17 protein-coding genes and 2 pseudogenes are annotated in these 20,288 nt (G+C 59.8%); 10 read left to right on the top strand and 9 right to left on the bottom strand.

Going from position 1 to position 20,288, the window contains the following annotated elements:
- Positions 1 to 187: transposase DNA-binding-containing protein (locus F758_RS48935; protein ID WP_245286749.1), on the bottom strand; the 187-nt coding region annotated here is incomplete at its 3' end.
- Positions 188 to 267: 80 nt separating this feature from the next.
- Positions 268 to 1,878, bottom strand: coding sequence for a B12-binding domain-containing radical SAM protein (locus tag F758_RS0140710; RefSeq protein WP_024513179.1), 1,611 nt, complete (start codon positions 1,876 to 1,878; stop codon positions 268 to 270).
- A gap of 356 nt (positions 1,879 to 2,234) precedes the next feature.
- Here F758_RS0140710 and F758_RS46965 point away from each other — a divergent pair, with 356 nt between their 5' ends.
- Positions 2,235 to 3,107: an alpha/beta fold hydrolase gene (locus tag F758_RS46965; RefSeq protein ID WP_024513178.1), complete on the top strand. Its 873-nt coding sequence runs from the start codon at positions 2,235 to 2,237 to the stop codon at positions 3,105 to 3,107.
- Positions 3,108 to 3,818: 711 nt separating this feature from the next.
- On the opposite strand, the gene F758_RS0140695 is transcribed toward F758_RS46965, so the two are convergent.
- The 5 genes from F758_RS0140695 to F758_RS52940 form a co-directional block, all read right to left on the bottom strand.
- Positions 3,819 to 4,508: an RES family NAD+ phosphorylase gene (locus F758_RS0140695; RefSeq protein ID WP_024513176.1), complete on the bottom strand. Its 690-nt coding sequence runs from the start codon at positions 4,506 to 4,508 to the stop codon at positions 3,819 to 3,821.
- Positions 4,501 to 5,181 carry a hypothetical protein gene (locus F758_RS0140690; RefSeq protein WP_024513175.1) on the bottom strand — a complete coding sequence of 227 codons (681 nt, stop codon included), beginning with the start codon at positions 5,179 to 5,181 and terminating at the stop codon, positions 4,501 to 4,503. Before F758_RS0140690 ends, F758_RS0140695 begins: the two co-directional genes overlap by 8 nt.
- A 982-nt stretch (positions 5,182 to 6,163) precedes the next feature.
- Positions 6,164 to 7,603, bottom strand: a complete 1,440-nt coding sequence (locus tag F758_RS0140685) for an acetamidase/formamidase family protein (protein WP_024513174.1) — start codon at positions 7,601 to 7,603, stop codon at positions 6,164 to 6,166.
- Between the two features lie 172 nt (positions 7,604 to 7,775).
- Complete coding sequence (locus F758_RS51330) at positions 7,776 to 7,958, bottom strand: hypothetical protein (RefSeq protein ID WP_198026698.1); 183 nt, start codon at positions 7,956 to 7,958, stop codon at positions 7,776 to 7,778.
- 197 nt (positions 7,959 to 8,155) lie between these two features.
- Positions 8,156 to 8,284, bottom strand: coding sequence for a hypothetical protein (locus F758_RS52940; RefSeq protein ID WP_283805912.1), 129 nt, complete (start codon positions 8,282 to 8,284; stop codon positions 8,156 to 8,158).
- An 847-nt stretch (positions 8,285 to 9,131) separates the two neighbouring features.
- Between F758_RS52940 and F758_RS0140670 the strand changes: the two genes are divergently transcribed.
- The 3 genes from F758_RS0140670 (at position 9,132) to F758_RS0140655 (ending at position 12,040) form a co-directional block, all read left to right on the top strand.
- Positions 9,132 to 9,362 (top strand): hypothetical protein, encoded by a 231-nt coding sequence (locus F758_RS0140670; RefSeq protein WP_024513172.1) that lies wholly within the window; start codon positions 9,132 to 9,134, stop codon positions 9,360 to 9,362.
- A 287-nt stretch (positions 9,363 to 9,649) separates the two neighbouring features.
- Positions 9,650 to 10,114, top strand: coding sequence for a response regulator (locus tag F758_RS45900; protein WP_051387193.1), 465 nt, complete (start codon positions 9,650 to 9,652; stop codon positions 10,112 to 10,114).
- 414 nt (positions 10,115 to 10,528) lie between these two features.
- Entirely contained in the window at positions 10,529 to 12,040 is a 1,512-nt protein-coding gene (locus F758_RS0140655; protein ID WP_024513171.1) for a helicase HerA domain-containing protein, read from the top strand.
- Between the two features lie 478 nt (positions 12,041 to 12,518).
- On the opposite strand, the gene F758_RS0140650 is transcribed toward F758_RS0140655, so the two are convergent.
- Complete coding sequence (locus tag F758_RS0140650; protein ID WP_024513170.1) at positions 12,519 to 12,719, bottom strand: CsbD family protein; 201 nt, start codon at positions 12,717 to 12,719, stop codon at positions 12,519 to 12,521.
- Positions 12,720 to 13,131: 412 nt separating this feature from the next.
- On the opposite strand from F758_RS0140650, the pseudogene F758_RS53665 reads away from it, so the two are divergent.
- From F758_RS53665 to F758_RS45895, 4 genes and pseudogenes are all read left to right on the top strand, one after another.
- A pseudogene (locus F758_RS53665) lies at positions 13,132 to 14,460 on the top strand (PAS domain S-box protein); the annotation flags it as partial.
- A gap of 48 nt (positions 14,461 to 14,508) precedes the next feature.
- A pseudogene (locus tag F758_RS53660) lies at positions 14,509 to 15,285 on the top strand (PAS domain-containing protein); the annotation flags it as partial.
- Positions 15,283 to 15,861, top strand: coding sequence for a sensor histidine kinase (locus F758_RS53655; RefSeq protein WP_502689226.1), 579 nt, complete (start codon positions 15,283 to 15,285; stop codon positions 15,859 to 15,861). The pseudogene F758_RS53660 and the gene F758_RS53655, both read left to right, overlap by 3 nt.
- Before the next feature lie 32 nt (positions 15,862 to 15,893).
- Positions 15,894 to 16,340: a response regulator gene (locus F758_RS45895; protein WP_245286748.1), complete on the top strand. Its 447-nt coding sequence runs from the start codon at positions 15,894 to 15,896 to the stop codon at positions 16,338 to 16,340.
- Positions 16,341 to 16,609: 269 nt separating this feature from the next.
- Here the strand turns inward: F758_RS45895 and F758_RS46955 are convergent, their stop codons facing one another.
- Positions 16,610 to 16,885 carry a hypothetical protein gene (locus F758_RS46955; RefSeq protein ID WP_024513166.1) on the bottom strand — a complete coding sequence of 92 codons (276 nt, stop codon included), beginning with the start codon at positions 16,883 to 16,885 and terminating at the stop codon, positions 16,610 to 16,612.
- Positions 16,886 to 17,333: 448 nt separating this feature from the next.
- Between F758_RS46955 and F758_RS0140620 the strand changes: the two genes are divergently transcribed.
- Together F758_RS0140620 and F758_RS45885 are read left to right on the top strand one after the other, a co-directional pair.
- Positions 17,334 to 19,349: an APC family permease gene (locus F758_RS0140620; protein ID WP_245286747.1), complete on the top strand. Its 2,016-nt coding sequence runs from the start codon at positions 17,334 to 17,336 to the stop codon at positions 19,347 to 19,349.
- A gap of 686 nt (positions 19,350 to 20,035) precedes the next feature.
- Positions 20,036 to 20,288 (top strand): transposase (locus F758_RS45885; protein WP_035724967.1); only part of this gene is annotated, 253 nt, incomplete at its 3' end.

Below are 20,288 nucleotides of genomic sequence, written 5' to 3'. Positions count from 1 at the left end.
AATCCTGGCAAACGAGCGGGATGCTTTGTCCCATGGCGCTTCCAATCTGCCTGAGCAGTTTGCGGAATCTGTCGCCGAGCCGCGCGTCCCTAAACTCGCATCCACTACTCTCTCGATCAATCCAACATTCACCTTCCAAGGACCGCAAACGGCCTCTTGCCGATCGATCCCTTAATGTCAGCCCCATAGAGCACCCCCTCGCGAATCAGGTGCTCAGCAAGGAATCACAAGTGATTCTTTCGATTCAACATTTCGCCGATCAGCGGATCAGCCCGAGTGGTCAAAGTTATGGGTAATTGAAAGTCTCACCGGGGGCATACCGTCCAGCTCGGCGATGCGGCGGTCAATCTCACTGATCACTCGCTTCGAGAAGGGCCCGAAGTGCATGTACAGCGCCATCATCATCACGATGTAACGTAGCGCTCCTGGATTGGTCTTGGCGACCTCGACGAAGGTCTTCCAGAACGGCTCGCGAACCTCCGGCAGCCTCCGCATGATCTTGTGCATGCTGTCGACGCCGGCAAGCCTCTTGCGCACGTCGCCATCCGGCAGCTCGCGGCGCCGGTCGGACCGGTCGAGCATGAGGGCGAGCCGTGACAGCCGCCCTGCATATGCCGTCGCACTGAACACGTGGCCAAGCACTGCCTTATAATCGGCAAGGACGTCACGAAGCGGACGCTTGGTCTCGAAATTGCAACCGAGCGTGCATTGGTCGCCCGCCTGCTCGACGTCCATGAGGTCATGGCCTTTGTGCAGGCGGCCTTCTTTGGCTAGCCGCCGCGTCAGCTGTGTGCCAGGCAGCGCATAGAGTAGTCCAATCATGCAGACTGGAATACTCGCCTCCTCGATGAAGTCGATCATCGCCTGTCCCATCGAGACTTTCTCGGTGTCGAACCCGACAATGAAGCCCGCGGTGACGAACATGCCGTAGCTGTAAATCTTATGGATGCACTCGGCGATGTTGCGCCTGGTGTTCTGCTTTTTCTTCATCTGCGCGAGCGTCTCTGGATCCGGGCTCTCGATGCCGACGAAAATCGCGAAGAAGTTCGCGTCCTTCATTGCCTGCAACAGCTCGCTGTCGTCCGCGACGTTTATCGAGGCTTCGGTCGAGAACTCGAATGGATAGTCGCGCTCTTCCTGCCAGGCTTTCAGCCGCGGCAGTAGGCCGCGGAGGTTTTTCTTGTTGCCGATGAAATTGTCATCGACGAAATCGACATGTCCGCGATAACCGTGATCGTAGAGCGCTTGCAGCTCCGCGAGAATCTGATCATTGCTCTTGGTACGCGGCACGCGACCATACAGCTCGATAATATCGCAGAACTCGCAGGTGAACGGGCAACCACGCGAGTATTGCACGCCAATGAAGAGATAGTGATCGAACTTGATCAGATCGTAGCGGGGCATTGGGCTCAGCGTGACGTCGACATTGAATTTGTCGGCGATGAACACGCCCTTGCGTTCGCCGCGTTGCCAGGCGGCGATGAACTGCTCGATGATTTGCTCGGCCTCGCCGATCACCTGGAAGTCCGCATCCGCGTAGAGATGCGGGCTGGAGGAGACGTCAGGCCCACCAACGCATACTGGCTTGCCGTGAAGGTGGGCGAGATCGATCAGGTAGAGGGCATCAGGCTGCTGGTTGAGCATGCCGCCGATCATTACGAGATCGGCCCACTCGAGGTCCGCATCCGTCAAAGGCTCGGTGTTACGGTTGACGAGACGGATGTCCCAATGCTTCGGCAACATGGCGGCGACGGTGATCAGGCCGAGTGGCGCCGCCGGATACTTCGCGCCGACGAGCTCGCAGGCTTCGGTATAGTTCCAAAACGAGTTCGGAACGAACTTCGGATAGATCATTAGAACGCGGCAGAGGATCGTCATGCTGCTCCGGCCTGTGCGTTGAAGGTCACAATGTCATGCACTTTGCGGGATTCGGCAAAGCTCCAGAATGAGTGCGCAGCGAGGCGCGGACAGAGCATGAGTACGGGTATGGCGTGTTAATGGCGAGCCGACAGCGCCGATGTCACACTAGAACTAACTCGACGCTCCTTACATGCGCAACAAATCGGCTCCTGAGCTCAACAATTGAGCAGGTGTTTTCTTGGCGATGTTGCAGAAATGGCACGCAATTGAACGATTTTGGTACCGATACGAATGCTACAGCAGTTCTTGGAACCCAATTTCGAAAGTCGCACTGTCCTGTTGGAATCTGCCGCTGGCCTTGCATGGCGTAAAGCATGACTGACCTTACTCTGGCGAACGGCAATGTACGGCTCGCTGCATCGGTTGATGGCCCGATGGATGCAGTGCCTATCCTGCTTTTGCATGGAGCAAGCGCAAGTCGCGATACGTGGGACGAGACCAAGCAACGGTTGATGGATCGATACTGCGTTTGGACGCTCGATTTTCGTGGTCACGGCCACTCTGATCGCGCGCCGGATTACAATCTCGAAGGTTATGTTTCCGATGCTGAGATTGCACTGGCCGCCATAGGGCGTCCAGCCATACTCGTCGGGCATTCGTTAGGAGCATGCGTGGCCGGTGTGCTCAGCCAAATCAGTCCGAACGTCCGTGCGGTGTTTCTCGAGGACCCGCCGTGGTTCTTGGGGCGTCCGGAGGAATGGGCCAGGTCAATATTCTCGAAGTTGTTCTCACTCCTACTATTGCGGCTGACGAAATGGCAGCAGGAGCCTCCGCCGTTTGCAACCTATGTTGAGTTTCTCTCCAACGGACCTGACCGCTTGGGAGGTGTGGCTCGGGATCACATATCGGCTCGGCATTTGCTCAGCCAGGCTTCCGCAATACAGCGCGTTGACCCTCGTTGTCTTCGTAATGACAGCTTGAAGGAGACGCTGTCATCGATCTCAACTGAGCGACCGTTTTTTTGCCCAGCAAAGCTCATTCGAGGCGAAGAACGGTTCGGAGCAGCTTTCTGGGATGAACACGCCGTCAGTCTGCTGGCGACCAACCCCCATCTTGAAATTGTCCAATACAAACACTGCGGCCATCACCCACACCGTATGCAAGGCCTTGAAGCGCGTTTCCTTAGTGATGTTGAGGACTTCATTGCGAAGACGGTGAGCGGGGCGAACGCGGTGCCCAGGCGCTGACGATCGGAGGCCTGGCAGGCGAGATGGTTCTACTTCGATCCGGCGCGAATTCCAGGACGATGCAGTGGAAATAATCCCCTGCTGAAATCACGCCGAGAATTTTCGGCACTATGGCGGCGTCATTGCGGCACGAGTCCGTGCATTTCCAATTTTGGACTCAAATCTGCCTACCGACTCAATTCAGTCTGGAACCTGGGTAGGGTGACTGGGGCGAGTTCGGCTATTTGAATTGGAGTATTGCATTATGGGAATGGACCATCTGCCCGGCAACAAACCATGCGGTCTCGATAAACGCTCTCCGTGGATTGACGAACCTACCCGGGACACTCTTTCACTGCTGGAGGATGCCCTGCGTGAGGAGGAACCAGCGCCTTGCGCTGACGAACACACAGACGACGTTCACTCCCTTCTTGAAGAGAACGCTCAACTTGTTGAGGAGAATGCTCAGCTTCGAGGGCTGTTGGCTCGGCTATCGGACCTCATCCTTAAGGAAGGGCGGCTGAGCGAGATCGAATTGGTCCGTTGAGGCATTTTTCAACACGATGAGCCGGAAGGCCCAAACTTCGGCTATCCGGATTATCGTGTTGAGATCACATTCCGCCGAACCGCTCGTAATGTGCGCTTCTGGTTGCGAGACGTCAAACAAGCTTGCGCGATCCCTCACCAGATCGATCACGGCAGTCGCCTTATCCCAACCTGGAGGCTCGCGTCTTACTTGCCCTCAACAATATCAACACCGATCCGATCGGCTAGGGCCAGAAGGTCCGCGTAGACGGGGACATCTGCCAGCACATGGCGTGGGTCGCCAGTTGGCGAGAGATCCGTCGTTGAAACACGATCTCCGAAGAGCATGACGGCCAGGGCGCGATCGTCCTGCCGCGACACCCAACAGAGCCCCTCAGCGCGAGGGTACTCCGCGTGGATAGCTTCGGCCCATTTTCGGGTGCTCGGATATTCGTTCTTCTCGGTGTCAATGAGTTCGTTGCGCTTCACGCCGAGCTTTCTCAGTGCCGTCGTAGTGAGATCCGCCAGACTGAGATTTCGCTTCGGCATCACCTGCGAATAAACTTGATCGGCCAGCTTCTGCTTGTCTAACGTCTTCAATCCCGCAGTGAACGGCACGTCGTGAAAGACGGTTTCCATGGCTGCGCAATCAAACGTCGTGCCGCCATAGAGCGTTGGGATGCTTGAACCGTCTGAAGCCTTGATCGGGCTGAACCGTGCGTTCCCCTTCAGGCCTGGGTTGAACTCGCTGGTTCCGTAGGTTTTCAGGTGGATACGATGGATGATTTGCCCCTTCGGCCAGGCCATCATGTTCAGTAACTTGGCGAGATCGGCTGGCGGCGCCGGCACACCCGATGGCCGTGCCGCTGCGCGGCTAGCCCTAGGCTTCTTAGCCATGGAACACGCCGGCCACCTCGTCACCTGCCGCGGCGACTACACGTCCGGGCTCGGATATCAGCAAATCCTGCGGTCGCTTCCCGGCGAGGAAGCTGTTGCTCGAGGCAAACCAATAAGCAAGGCCCCAGTCGTCCTTCCGTCCACGAAACGTGGCTAGCACTTTCGCCAGACCCTTGACCGGCCGATAATTGATCGAAGGATCCAAGGCGTATCCAGGAAAATAATCCACGCCGCGATGGCGCACCGCGAAGATCTGCCCGTCCTTCTTCCATTTGTTTGGCTGGGCGCTGGGGTTGCTGGCGCTGAATCCTGCCATCTCGGCGATCTGTGCCGCGGTCAGCCAATCGCCGCTCTCAAGCACGGCCTTGCGTGCTTCGGCCGTCATACGGGCTTCGACCAGCTTGTGCTGAGGAAGCGGAACATCCGGCACGAGAGCCTCGATGATCGAGCGGAACGCCTCATCCTGCCGACGCTCAAGAATGCTTGAGACCAACGGAGCAAGATTGGCAATGGTGTCCGCGAGGGCCCGAACGGCCGCTTCGTTGCCGTGCTCCAATGTCAAAGCGATGACCTTTTCCACGTGCATCCGGCCAAGTCGGCTCCGCACTTGTTCGGGGGTCCCAGCGACAGTTCCGACGCCGGACAGTTCGATGGCACGTTCAGCCGCGGCCATTGGCTTGAGCATCCAATTTGGATTATGTTGGTTAGATATATAGCACGATAACCAATATCATCAAGAGGAGATCTGGGGCAGCGGCCCAGGGCGGCCGTCAGCTTTAAGACGCGGAAGATCGTCTCTTAACGAAGGGCGCCTCCAGCGAACGATCAATGGCGACAAACGAGCCGGTGCAAAGGCCGGACGCTCGTGCAGCGCGATGTCCCCACACGAAAATCCGAGATTTGCATGCACTGCAGCCTCACTTTTCGACAACACCGCACGGCATCCTGCTGGCCGCTGCTATTCCCGCGCCCGGCGCAGAGCGGCCTCCAGTTTCTCCGTCTGCTTCTCCCAACGGGCCTGCTCGGCTTGTGCTCGCCTTTTCGACTGCCGCACGCTCACCTTCGACAGCGCTTGCCTTGCCTCATGCTCCCGCTGGGCCCTTTCGAGTGCTTGCGCCTCGGCGGTCGCTTTCTCGCGTTGGGTCCGCTCCTTCGCCCTGGCAGCCTCTTCCTTCCGGCGCTCTGCTTGTCGCTGCTTCTCCGCTCTCTCGTAATCCAGTGCGGCCTTTCGGGCCGCCTTGTCGTCGAGTTTGCCGAGCGGCTGTTTCTTAGCGTTCGGACGCCCAACTCATCGAGTTCTTTTCGACGTCTCCAAAACGGAGGCATAACAGCCTGCCACACATTCAGAAGTGCGATGCGCAGGCGAACGGCAGGATGGCATAGTCCGGATCTGGGGATCTGGCGCAGAGCTGAGCAATGCAATGACCGCTGGCACGTCGGCCATCAGGCATTAACCGGAAAGACGCCCTTATGGGCTCGACCATTGCTTACGACCCTTGTCGGGCCTGGGCGGTGGCAATATTTTGCAGGCATGGCGATACAGCCATGGCCGAGTGTGGTGCCAGCTGTCGATGCCTACCGCGCGATAGGCGCCTATCCAAGCTCTGTAATTCGGCGGCAGCGCTGGCTGCCCGTCGCTTCATGGTCCTAGACTTTTAAGCCGTCGCTATACCAGCAAACAGGTTCTTCTTGATGATCGCGTGGATGCCCCAATTGCCATCGACCACCTGCGTCACGCCGAAGTCGACTCCGATGGACATGAGCGAAATCGCCTCGTCCTCGGTCAATCCCTTGGTGGTCATCAGGAAGCTACGCATTTTGCGAAACGCATCCCTTAGCGCGAGATCGATCGAGGATTTCTTGTAGATGTCCTGCTGCGCCGTAGGGCCGAGCTCCGCGAGATAATTGGGGAAACTGAATCCGTGCAGAACCCATTCGTCTTGCGTCTCAAGCAGCGGGTAACTGAGCCCGGCGAGCGAACCGCTCAGTGAATTCTGCTTGTGCAGAATAAGCTGGAAGGTCCCGGTTAGCGACATTTCGATGGCGGTGCCGCACAATTCAGAATCGCCTTGCGCAGCGTGCGAGTCCCCGACTGAGAATAGGCCGCCTGTTACTGCGACCGGATAGTACAGGGTCGCGCCCTTGCCGATACGCCAATTATCGATGTTGCCGCCGAAATAGCTCGGCGGAATAGAATCGACGATGTCGGCTTCTTTTGGCGCCACGCCCATGACTCCGAAATGCGGTCGAATCGGGATGCGGACGTTTTTGAGGACGTTATGGTTCTCTTGCACAATCGAATGATCGACCGGCACGCCAGGATAGTCGATGATCTTGTGCACGACACCATACGGATCGGTCTGAGGCACCCAGCGGAAGTTATAGACGGCGTGCGCCCAGTTTTGCTGCCCGCTGGTGTCGATTTCGTAGATCGTGCACACCTCGCGCGGCTTCGGGTCGGTGAGCAGATCATTGTAATGAAAGCCCCACCAAGCCGCCGCGTTGCTGCCGAATGACTTGCCCGGGTAAGCCGGATTAGCGCAAGGCCGGGGCTTTACATCCATGATGCGGACTTCAATGATATCGCCCGGCTCGGCGCCGCGAACAAAAACCGGACCGGTCAAGATATGCACGCCGAAGCCTTCGCCTGCGCCGCGCCCGAGCTGCTTGCCGTCGATCGGACCGGCGCCACGGCGATTGACGCCCTTCTTATCCTTGGTCCAAAGATAAATGCTCTCAATACCCGGATCTCCTTTGACCATACGTTCGACGTCGTCGCCGGCGTGGTGAGTCACGGCCTCAATGGTGATGTAATCGCCCGAATCCACTTCGAGCTGAGGCTTTAATAGCTTGCTGAAATAACCCCAATGCACCGTGTCCGAGTTGGCCGGCAAGTAGTGGTAGGTCGGCTGGCCGAGCCTGGTCTGCGCCGATGCCGGGGTGGCCAGCGTGCCGCTCGCAGCCCACGCGGCCACGCCACCGCCCGCGACGAACGCGCTCTTAAGCAATGCGCGCCGCTCTTGGTCGAGGTCCTCAAGAAGTTTCTGTCGATGCAGCTCGAATTGCGGGCACGTTTGATCATCGCCTGCACACATGATGGTGACTCCTCTTTGACGAATCAGCCGGCCAGGAGGCGGCTTGGTAACTGCAAGAATTGCGCCAGCGTCAAGCCAAACTCGCCTCCCAAAATTCAACGCTCAAACTTGCTTCACCGCAAGCGACGTGATCCGACAGCCACACTGTCCAAACGCCGCATCACTCGTCTTACTATTCAATCGAAGTGCCTCCCCGGGCGGACCGCCACGACCTGAGGCTGCCGCGCACACTCTCGCTCGGCGTAATGTCGTTGCCAAAGTGCGACAACGTCACGGCCGCGAGCATGCTGTCGATCGGCAAATTGAACGCGCGCAACACGGTGCCGTCCTCCCAGTGGCGTCCGATCAGCATCATGCCGACAGGAAGCCATGCCGACACCCCTGCCGGAACCGTCGTGGCAGGATGGCCAATAACGTAAAAACGGGCAGGTGTTGGAAGTCATTTCGAGTGCCCGAGCAACGTAGTCCTCGCGGCTCGCGTCCGGGCAGTAGCGCAGCCTTCGAAGGTAACGTTGGCATGAGCAGGGGGTCGACTCCGTTGAGCGCCTCATCCTAGGCGGCGCGCAAGACACGCGCGAGATTTTGGGCCTTGGCGTAGTAGCAGCCCTGGTGATTGTCCGGCATGTACCGGCCGAGCAGCATGACGAGCTTGACAGTCTCCGAGAGGCCGTTGGCGCGCACCCGCCGGCTCCGGCCGTAGAAGTCCAGGAGCGAAGTGGCGTAGTGGCCTTTTCCTGTTAGTTCCCATGCTGTTGCCGGCGACCATCAGCATCGTGGCGCCCTCAACGGCGATAGCGTTCCAAATATGGATGCCGTCGGCCGACGTTTCGGGCGATCTGAGCGCGGTTACGTCCGCAACTAGATCCGCCGGGTGAAGGGGCAGATACGCGCGTTTAACTCAGCCGGAGGCGAACGCACCTTCTTGTTGTCTCAGGCTCAGCGACTCATTTGTGCTTGCTTTGCGACCGTCCTGGATCGGTCGACCTCGGCCACCTGGTGCTCGTGGTGTCCCCCTCTCTTCAGCTCGTCCGATGAGGCTCAGGATGTGCTTATACAGCCTTACCACGCCCGTTTCACGGAGCAGATCGATCCGGCCGATGCCGCGTCAATCCTAGACCAGCGGAAGCGACATTCGGCCCGACACCCATGGTGAGACGGACGGCGGCGCCTTGTTGTGTCCGGCTGGCAGAGCCAATCGCTCGAGCGACGAATAGCACCGCCGTCGCGGCGAGCTGAAGCCGAGGGCCTGTCCGAAATGGCGACCAGGGCACCCCTTCAACCCTGCGCTGCAATGACAAGAAACCTTCAAACCCGCTGAACTTCGGAGGGCTCGGCACGTTTCGCGCGTATGGACGAGAAAGCTCGTCTGCTACAGCAGGCGGAACGATGCCGCCGCATTGCAGAAAACATCAATAACCTTGAAACGGCCGAGGCCATTCGCAACCTCGCGGAGCAATACGAGCGGAGGGCGGAGGCAATCGGAACGGAAGGAAGTTCGGTTTTGGGCGCAAAGGAGAGAGTGGCCCAGATGACCCCATCCTCAACGGGCCAGGAAGTCGCCTTGGCGATCCTTCGGCAGTTCGAAGAAGCCCGGTCCGAACTCCTTGGCCAAGCCGTGATCCTATCAGATGGCAAAGCCGGCACCATCTGCAAGGTTTTCCTCGATGAGTTGCACGGGCTGCGCGTGTCGATCGAGGGGCACGAAGGCCAATGGCCGATCTCGACCATCAAGCTTTCGGGAGACGGAGATCGACGCTAGTCGTCCCCAGTGAGGCAAGTTCCCGATCACTGCCCTCGCTCCCCCCGCTGGCGTTCGATCAGCCGGATCACCTGGCCTGTCCTGAGGTTCAAGAATCCGGGTAAGGGGAAAAGCGAATAGGTGGACGGCGTCCTGCTGATCTTACGTACCAGTGATGCACGGTACCGATTACACCAGAAGCGGCAACTGCGGAACGACGGCGTGTAATTGACAATTGATGAAGTGGCTGTCCTTGGTCGTATTCGTCACCGCGGAATGATGCTGATCGCCGGGACATCTTTGACTCGATGTGGATGACAATCCACTCTGCTGTAAAGGTCGTTAGCGAGAAGCCGATCATGCCAAAAGCTCGCAATCAACTCCTCACTGGGTGCCGAGTCCTCCTCGTCGAGGAACAGCATTTCATTGCGAACGAACTGGGGACAGTTTTACGAGAAAATGATGCCGAAGTTATTGGCCCAATCGCAACTATCTCTGAAGCGATGCGCCTGGTCGATGATGACGGCTTCGACGTTGCCCTGATTGATACCAATCTGCATGACAGCTTGGCCTATGCAATTGCAGACGAGCTGGTTCGCCAACGGATACCATTCGCGTTTGCCGTCGCTTGCAATGCGGACCCCATCCCAGATCGCTTTGTTGACGTCTCGCGATGGGAGCAGCCTTTCGACCCGGGAGAAATCTTGAGTGATCTGGCACTACATTGCAAACGTGCAACAAACAAAGTAGTCCCGATTGACCCGAAAGGATAGCGCACTCAAGCTCCTAAATTTACGTCCGATCGACCAGAGCGCGCCACGGTCGGGGCCGCGCCTTCGACGGTCCGCCTGCCAATCCGCCGATTCGAGGCAGCGGGGCTAAGTTGGCCACGGCCAGAGGGCCAATCTCGACCGGTAGACGGATGACCGTTGGTGCCTTCGACCTGAAGGGTGACCGGCAGATTATTGCGCAGCGCCGCTCCATAGATCGGCCAAACGCCGTCGTCCCAGCCCTCGTCGGTTCGGGGCAGGATCAGAATCCGCGAAAGCTCGGATCGCCCCGCCCCGCGCTCGATCGCCTGAACCTGAGCCTCACCAGCTGCCCCCAGAACTCGAGCATGAGGCGCTCGACGTCGGGCGCTCAGATTGATAACCCGCCCCCGCTATCAGGAAATCTTGAGTCGAGACATGACCGTTGCGATTGAGATGGGACAGACGACAGCAGGCGGCTTGGCGGCTCTCGACCTCGAGGAACTGCTTGCGACCCGGCTGCTGGTGCAGGGCAATTCGGGCTCTGGGAAATCCCATCTGTTGCGCCGGCTGCTGGAACAGAGTGCCCCATGGGTGCAGCAGACGATCATCGACCCCGAAGGGGATTTCGTAACGCTGGCCGACCGTTTCGGCCACCTCGTGATCGACGCTGAGGACCATTCCGAGCGGGGCCTGCAGGTCGCCGGCGAGCGAGCGCGCATTCATCGCGTCTCGACCGTCCTCAATCTCGAGGGGCTTGACGCCGAGAACCAAATGCGGCGCGCCGCAGCCTTCCTCGGCGGGCTTTTCGAGGTCGCCCGCGACCACTGGTACCCGATGCTGGTGGTGGTGGATGAGGCGCAGCTCTTCGCGCCGGCGGTCGCCGGGGAGGTTTCGGACGAGGCGCGCAAACTTTCGCTCGGGGCAATGACGAACCTGATGTGCCGGGGCCGCAAGCGCGGGCTTGCGGGGATAATCGCAACCCAACGACTGGCGAAGCTCGCCAAAAATGTTGCCGCCGAGGCTTCGAACTTCCTCATGGGCCGAACCTTCCTGGATATCGACATGGCGCGCGCCGCAGACCTTCTGGGCATGGAGCGCCGACAGGCAGATGCCTTCCGGGACCTGGAGCGAGGACAATTCATGGCGCTGGGCCCTGCCCTCTCCCGCCGTCCTCTGGGGCTTCGCATCGGTCCAACAGAGACCCGGCCGCGTAATGCGCCCCCGCGACTTATGCCGCTGCCTGAAGCGACACTGGAGGACGCTCGCGCCGTTATCTTGGCAGATCCACCACCCGAGAGTATCCGGCCCCAGCGCCGGCCGTCACCAAACCTCCTCGACCAGCTCATGGCGGCGAAATCAGCAGCAATGGAGATCCCTCCCGAAGCGGTCGAGCAACCACTCAGCGCTGAGGAACTGGCGGAGCGGCGAAAGAGACTAGACCGCATCCTGTCCGCGATCCTCGCGGAACCGGACACAGGATTCCGTGCCATCGGCGTCCTCTATCAGGAGTTCGTGGTCCGCTGCCGGATCGAGGGCCTCGGTTCGGCCGTGCCGGACCTGGGTGATTTCCGCCGCATGCTGACACGCGCCCGCGCTGGGCTCGCCACCGATATCGCAGAGGATGATGCGTGGCAGGATGTCTCGCTCCGCGCCACCATCCTGCCTGACGATATGCAGGGTGTCTTCATGATGATCGCCCGCGCGGCGAAAGAGGGTCGGCCCTGCCCGAGCGATGCCGCGATTGCACGCGCCTATGGCACACACTCGCTTCGCCGCGCGCGGCATCTGCTGACCTACATCGAGGAACAAGGCCTCATCGTTTGCCAGCTTGACGGTGCTGGTCGGCGAACGGTGACGCTAGTCGAATTGGCCTGGGTGACGGCACCGGGGGCCCCCAATGCCGATGAAGGATCGGCGGAGGAAAGCTGCAGCAGTTCGTCTTTATGATGCGACAGGCGGACGCGCTTTATATTGGGCTTTAGCTCTATGTTTTATGCGCCCCGCAGCGGCCATGTTCGTTGTGAGGCCCTGATCGCTTGAACTAGACAAGAATCTCTGAGTTCGCAGCCTTTCGACACGAATAGGCTCTTCTTGCGGTGTCGGGGTTCGAGTCGTTGGAGCACTACCGCTTTTCCCAATACCAACCCAAACCCACGAGATCTTATCCAATCCTTCGCCCGCGGCAGCCGCTGAGCGCCGCAACGGGCTCAGCTCTTAGGCGGTTGGATATACGTTGAAAAGCCAGGAACCTTAGTATTGGCCCAAAGCGAGCGAACTAGCGGAAACCGCATGCGCACCGAAGAGCGATCTCACTGGGCGATCTGGCGGTGCGGACACGGATACACTCGGGAGCCGGTGCGGGCTCAGGAGATCACGGGACTAGATGATGGGCGCCCGCCGCATAGCCGCGGCCGGCGTCTATCTCTCAGTGTAACGTCGAAAACCAGGTATCGACGTCCTGCCGGGCTTGATCTTTCGCATAGCCGTAGCGTCTTTGGAGTGCACCTTCGAGTTGATCGCGGTTCCCATTGATCACGGTAAGATCATCGTCTGTCAACTTGCCCCACTTCTCCTTGACCTTGCCCTTCATCTCTTTCCAATTGCCTTCCACGCGATTCCAATCCATTTGCTCTCCTCCCATTCCTGGTTGAGATGGCACAACTCTGAGGCACTGGCCGTCGTTCCAGGGGTTTAAACAGTCCGAGTCTGAACTTTCGCCATTCTCTAGCTCGTGTCGGCCTAAAAAGAGGAAAGCTAGGCTTCACAGAGGGCATCGCCGCTCTGGTTGCTCGGCGTGTCGCTCCGCTCCTGTTTCAGGGGCGCTGCTATCAAAAACATGCCAATCTCATCCTTCCTTGTGACAGGAAGCTTTATGGGCGGGCTCCGGTGCCGCCAGGTGTGGGGCCGCGCGAGGAGCGCCCGAATCCTCGTGTCCAGGAACTTTCCGGCGCTTCCAGCATTAAAAATCGTTTGCGTGGGCAGCAAACCGAGGGGCCGCTTGGGCAACTCCGTATCGGCGGCTACTCTTGGCGCGCATCATGCCTTCGTGGGAGGGTAGAGGCGTGAACATTCAGAAGGTGTCGGCGCAGCTGGGCGTCGAAACTATTGGCGAACTTGCGTGCCAAAACCCCTCGCCGGCGTTTCTCGATCAGCTGCCAATCGCGATCTACGCTTGCGATGCCGCCGGCCGCATTCTCTGGTTCAACGGCCGCGCGGCCGAACTGTGGGGGCGGGTCCCACGGATCGGCGATGACAGTGAGCGCTTTTGCGGTTCACACAAGTTCTATTTTGACGGCCGCCCCATCACGCGCGAACAGACGCCAATGGCGGAAGTGCTTCGCTCGGGAATCGCGATCCGTGGCGCCGAGGGCAAGATGGAACGGCCGGATGGATCTCACATCTGGGTCGTCATCTACATTGCCGCCGTCCGCGATGCGGACGGTCAGGTGGTTGGGGCGATCAATTGTTTCCATGAAAGCACGACGGGCGGGCGGCTGGAAGCTCCCGATGCAGCGCATGATGATTGGGTTCGCGCGAGAGACGCACGTCTGGCCGCAACCTACGAGCATATCGGAGCCGGGATTGTGGAGGTCGACCGGAACGGCCGCATGCTGCGGGTAAACCGGCAGCTCAGCCAGCTGACCGGCTATTCAGCCGATGAACTCCTCGGCAGAACCATTTTCCAGGAGACCCTGCCAGAAGACGTGCCCGAGGACCGCGCGCAGTTCGAGCGCCAGCTTGCCGGCGAGATCGACCGCTACACGATCGAGAAGCGCATCTATCGCAAGGACGGCGGATACATCTGGGCTTCGGTCACCTCGTCAAGCGTCCGCGATGCTGCCGGTAGCTTCCTCTACGCCGTGCGGCTCCAGTACGACATCACCGATCGCAAGCGTGCGGAACAAGCCTTGTCGCGACGTATGGAAGAACAGGCCGCGCTGTTTGCATTCTCGGAACGCCTCCAGCATTGCAAGTCCGTCCAACAGATCCATCACGCAGCCCTCGATGCGATCACGCACGCGCTTGGCTGCGCACGGGCTTCGATTCTCCTATTCGATGCGACAGGCGTCATGCGTTTCGTGGCCTCGCGCGGCCTCTCCGAGGAATACCGCAGGGCCGTGGAGGGCCACTCGCCCTGGGCTAAGGACGCCCCCAACCCGCAGCCGGTCTATATGGAGGAAGTCGCAGCCTCCGACCTGCCGAATGAACTGAAGCAGACGATCGGGCGCGAAAAGATCGCGGCGGTTGCCTTCATCCCGATCGTGAAGGATGGCCGGCTCGCCGGGAAGTTCATGGCCTATCATGATGCGCCACACCGCTTCACCGAGCCCGAGATAGACGTGGCGCTGACGCTCGCGCGGCTTCTCGGCTTCAGCCTGTCGCAGCTGGAAGGTGAGCAAGCCCGCAAGCTCGCCGAGCGCGATGCGCGTCAGCTCGCCGCGATTGTCGAGTCCTCTCACGATGCGATCGTCAGCAAGAACCTGGACGGGATCATCCAGACCTGGAATGCCGGCGCCGAACAACTCTTCGGCTATCGGCCGGAAGAGGCGATCGGCCGGGGGATCACCATGCTGATCCCGGACGACCGCCCCGACGAGGAGGCCGGCATTCTGGCGCGGATCAGACGCGGCGAGCGGGTCGATCATTTTGAGACGGTGCGGCGTCGTAAAGACGGCAGACTGATCGACATCTCGCTGACGATCTCGCCGATTCGCGACCGCGAAGGCCGGATCATCGGCGCCTCGAAGATTGCGCGAGACATCACCGAGCGCAAGCTCGCCGAGGTAAGGCTTCAGGAAAGCGAGCGCCGGCTGCAGGAGCTGCTCGCAGCGATTCCTGCGGCCATCTACACGACCGATGCGGACGGCAGGATCACCTATTTCAATGAGGCAGCCGTCGAGCTCGCCGGCCGCACGCCGACGCTTCACAGCGATGAATGGTGCGTGACCTGGAAACTGTACAATCCGGATGGCACGCCCCTGCCCCACGACCAGTGTCCGATGGCGATCGCCTTGAAGGAGGGACGGGCCGTGCGAGGCGCCGAAGCGGTTGCGGAAAGGCCAGATGGCACGCGGGTGCCATTCATCCCCTTCCCGACGCCGCTGCGCGATGCCTCCGGCAAGATCGTCGGCGCCATCAACATGCTCGTCGACATTAGCGAGCGCAAGCAGGCCGAGACGCAGCAGCGGCTGCTGCTCAACGAGCTCAACCACCGGACCAAAAACAATATGCAGGTGCTGCAGTCGCTGTTGTTCAGCGCCGCGAGGCATGCCAAGAGCGAGGAAGCCTGCCGTGTTCTCAGCGAGGCAAGCGGTCGCATCGCGGCCATGGCGGCCGCGCAACGGGTGCTCTATGGCAAGAGCGACGCCAGCCGCTTTGCTGCGGATGAATTTATGCGCGCGGTGACAGAGACCGTCCGCCAGACCTTGCCGCAGGACATCCCGATCGTGTGCGAGGCGGCCAGTGGCGTTCTCTCCAATGACGTGGCCATGCCGCTCGCATTGATTCTTAACGAGCTCGTGACGAATGCGGCCAAGCACGGCGGCAAAGATGCATCGAAGCGCATGGTGCGGGTCGGCCTCAACAGACATGATGGCGAATTCGAGCTTTATGTCGAAGACGGCGGTCCCGGCTTCGAGCTCGAAGCCGTGCGTCAGAGATCCTCTGGATTGCGACTCGTGCTCGGCCTTGCACGCCAGCTTCACGGCAGCTTCGAAGTGTCGAGAACGCCGTCGCGAGCGAGTCTTCGTTTTGGAAAGACTAACTGATGTTGCAATCGCCACTGATTTACGCGCCGCGCTTGGCGCTCCCGGCCAAACCCTCCGACCCCGATTCCTCGCTTCAGCAACAGCAGGACACTGCCAAGCAATCCGGTAAACAGGTGGGCGTACTCATCGTGGAGGACGATTTTCTCATCGGCATGCAGAGCGAGACCGCTCTAACCGACGCCGGCTTTCACGTGATTGGAATCGCAAGCACGGCTGAAGAAGCAGTCGCTATCGCAAGAGAGGAAAGGCCACGCCTTGCGGTCATGGATATCCGTTTGGCTGGTCGGCGCGACGGAGTGGATGCGGCCGGAGAGCTGTTTCGCGAGCTCGGCGTGCGCTGCATATTCGCGACTGCCCATGACGACGAGGACACACGCGCGCGCGCCGAACGCTTTGCTCCTCTGGGCTGGCTGGCGAAGCCTTATACGATGGCTTCGTTGGTCGCGTTGGTTCGTAGAGCGCTTACGCGTGGGTCATGAGCAATCTCAGCCGCGATCCTCGTCTGAAGACGAAGTCTTGGTCCGAATGATGCTGGCGACCGCTCCCAGGTACTAGCTCTGCCGCCTTGACCTCGAGGTTGGATCGCCGCGTGTAGAGATGCGCCGACAGGCTCGTGCCGATGATCGCGACGCGAATGGACAGAAAAGTCGCATGAGAACTGGATTGTCGCCACGAAGTGCCACGCAGAATGTCCCACGGATGCGGCTCTGCGAGCAGGGCAGAGCCCATACAGGCGAACACGACCAGGTCAGGCCGCGGAACATGGCGGATGAGTTCCTGGGAGTCCTAGATCTACTGGCCTGAGAATCGCCGCGGCGATGCCGATCACGATGAGCGGAAGCGGCAGCGGAATGAAAATCGGAGAGCGGCCGCCACCTTGCCCGCCGAGGTCGTCATTCCTGATCAGCACGCGGGGCAGAGTCGGCGAGAGAAGCCGGCCGGGACATTTTTCCCTAATAACTTGAAACAAAACCTTGCCGCTGACCTGCCCAAGCTCGGAAAGGTATACGACCGCGAACATCATCGGAGGTAACTCGGTCGTCCAAAGGAGAGTGAGCCAAACTGCGCACCAGCACTTGCGTAGGTGCCGATCCCAGAGCAGTCATGCTCAGCTAGCACCCGTAACGACCCTAAGCCCGATCGTGGGCCAAGTGGCAGGTTTCGTTTGGGCACTCATAGAACCGAGTGTCGCCTCGTCGTCTGAACCTCCAGCCAACTAGGCTCTTCCCGCAGCGAAACGTTCCTGTCGGGCCTCTACGGTCGCCCGGGTTACCCGGTCTACTCCTGCGCTTCAGCCAGGACCGCCGAAGCCGTTAGCCTGGACGACGTCGCCTTTGTCACTGAGCTAAGGAGCGCAATGACGATCTGATCGCCCTGGAAGAGGTCCATTGAAACGCCACTCTTGGGAATGCGACCTCATTTCACCTATGGCGCTCCTCGTCCTGCACAACGTTAGGAACACGTAGACTTCCTTGGATGTTTTGCGTGTGCTGGCTCAAGGGTCGAGAATGTCGTTGCTGAAGCTCATACTCGGCCGCCGACTGGCGAACGAGGAATACGTCGAACGCAAGATCGGCGCCTTCGAGGGCGTGCCCGCGATGGGATTGGACGGGCTCGGCTCCGCTTCATATGGCCCCGAGGCGGCGATGACGGTGCTTATACCGCTTGGCGCGGCCGGCACGGCCTCGATCCACATAGTCATGCTGCCGATACTCGCGCTGCTGGTGATCCTTTACGTGTCGTATCGCCAGACCATCCGCGCCTATCCCAGCAACGGCGGTGCCTATACGGTGTCCAAGGCAAATCTCGGCACTAATGCCAGCCTCCTTGCGGCCTCCGCCCTGATGATTGATTACGTGCTCAACGTGGCGGTCGGCATCTCCGCGGGAGTTGGCGCCCTTACCTCCGCCATCCCGGCCCTCCATCCCTATACGCTCGCGCTGTGCCTTGCGATTCTGGTGCTCGTGACGATCATGAACCTACGCGGCACCATGGATGCGGGACGCGCCTGGGCGTTGCCCACCTATCTCTTCGTTGCGAGCCTTGCCCTTATCCTCGCGATCGGCGTCTACAAGACCATCATGGCGGGTGGTGAGCCTCCGCCGGTGGTCCCACCGCCCAGCTCACCACGTCCAACCGAGGTAATCAGCATCTGGTTGCTTCTTCGGTCCTTCGCCGCCGGATGCACCGCAATGACCGGGGTCGAGGCAGTCAGCAACGGCGTGAGTGCCTTTCGCGAGCCGGTCGTAACTCGCGCCCACCGGACGCTCGGGGCCATCTGCGTCATCCTCGGCCTGCTGCTCGGTGGCATTACCTACCTGGTACGGAGCTACGGTGTCACGGCCATGGATCAGACCCAGGATGGCTATCAGAGCATCCTGTCCCAACTCGCCGGCGCGGTGATCGGACGCGGGCCCTTCTACTACGTCGCCATCGCCAGCGTGCTCTGCATTCTCTGTCTGTCCGCCAACACCAGCTTTGTCGATTTCCCGCGGGTTTGCCGGCTCGTTGCCAGCGATGATTTCCTGCCACGACCCTTTGCTGCCGTCGGGCGCCGGCTCGTTTTTTCGGTCGGCATTCTCTATCTCGCCGGCGCGGCGGGCCTTCTGCTGATTGCGTTCGGCGGCATCACCGATCGGCTCATCCCGCTGTTCGCAATTGGCGCCTTTCTCACCTTTACCATGTCGCAGCTCGGCATGGTGGTTCACTGGCGCGGCGAACTGCAGCGCGCAAGGACCGAGCGGGAACAACGCCAGCACCGCGCAAGCCTTGCCATCAATGCCATCGGCATGGCCACCACCGGGATTGCGCTGGCAATCATCCTCGTTGCCAAGTTCGTCGAGGGCGCATGGATCACTTTACTGGTGATCCCTTGCGTTCTCTTCCTGCTGAGAACCGTCAAGAGATACTACGTCGAGTTGGATGCTCAGATGCGCACTGAGGCACGTCTTGATCTGCGGGATGCACACCCGCCTATCGTGCTGGTCGTGACCGAAACATGGAACCGTTTGACTGACCGAGCCTTACAGTTCGCACTGCGACTCTCGCCAGATGTAATTGCGGTGCATTTAATGAAATTGGGCGGCCCTGACGTTCGCGAGCAGCGCCGCCTTTTGCGTCAGCGTTGGTCCGAACACGTCGAGCAGCCGGCGAGGATTGCTGGGCATCGCCCACCACCACTTGTTCTCCTAGAGGCGCACTACAGACGAATTGCGGGACCCCTGCTGCAGTTCCTGGCACAGGTCGAAAAGGACAATCGCGGCCGCGCAATTGCGGTGCTGATTCCGGAGATCGTAAAAGAGCACTGGTGGCAATACCTGTTGCACGGCCAACGCGCTCGCCGTCTTCGCGCGGCGCTGCTGCGATACGGCGGATCGCACATCGTTGTGATCAACATTCCATGGTACTTGGAAGAGCCTCATATCGAACAGGGCCTGGAACAGGAGGAGATCTCGGCACCGCTGGCGGAAACGGTGACAAAGCGCTGATGCTCCGCCCAGATGTGATGCCAAACCGAACTGCGCCGAATGTCAGCTCGTGGCCGCACTGCGAAGTTTCGATAGGCCGCAAACATTCTGCTTCAGGGTAGACGAAAACGGGCAAGCTGCTCCCCCTAAATGGCGCTCGTACCCCTCAGAGGATCTTTGCCCAACTTCCGCTAGAGCTCGGCCGAGCCCGAGCTGTCACAATGCCATATCGGTGGATTTAGCAGGTGAATCGTGTGCCGGAAGCGCAGATCGCTCTGCAGCTAGAATCGCGGCTTGGAGTTCGGGATTTTCCCGAAGAATTTTGCCGAAAGACAGCATCGCTTCGACGTAAATGGCTTAGCGAACGAGCTCCGCGTCACTGCAGACTGACATGTTCGCTAGGAACACACGGCCATTGCCCGACTTGCCACTGGCTTCTCGAAGGCTCGGAGATCGGACTAAGATAGGCTGATATCGTTAGCGGAAGCGCCCGGCGGCTCCGAGCGGATGGCTGAGCCGGAGCCCATGATCGAATTTGTCGACAGTGAAGTACCTCCCAAGCCGTTGAGCGGGAGTCGATTTTGGGAGCGGAGCGAGGTTTGAGATTGCAAGCTTTTTGGGTTTGAAGGCCCGAAATCTTGCAATTTCATTTTTGCGATTCCCTCGAATCGCGGGTCGTGATTCCTTTGGTCGCATCGGAGGGGACGATGCGACCGAAGGAACGACGGGACAGCGGACAGGCCGATCTTCTGCGCTCGCGGCTGGACGCGATCATCGACATGGACCATGCGCTGGTGAAGCTGGCGCGGACGATCGACTGGTCGTTCCTGGAGGAGCGGTTCGGCGCGGTCTACGAGGACAAGCCGGGCCGGCCGCCGCTGCCGACGCGGCTGATGGCGGGACTTGCCATCCTCAAGCACACCTATGACCTCTCCGATGAGGTGCTGTGCGAGCGCTGGG

Source organism: Bradyrhizobium sp. ARR65 (assembly GCF_000472385.1).
In the GTDB taxonomy this organism is placed as follows: Bacteria; Pseudomonadota; Alphaproteobacteria; order Rhizobiales; family Xanthobacteraceae; genus Bradyrhizobium.
The sequence above is the reverse complement of the archived record's forward strand: the minus strand, read 5'-3'. Positions and strand labels throughout refer to the sequence as shown.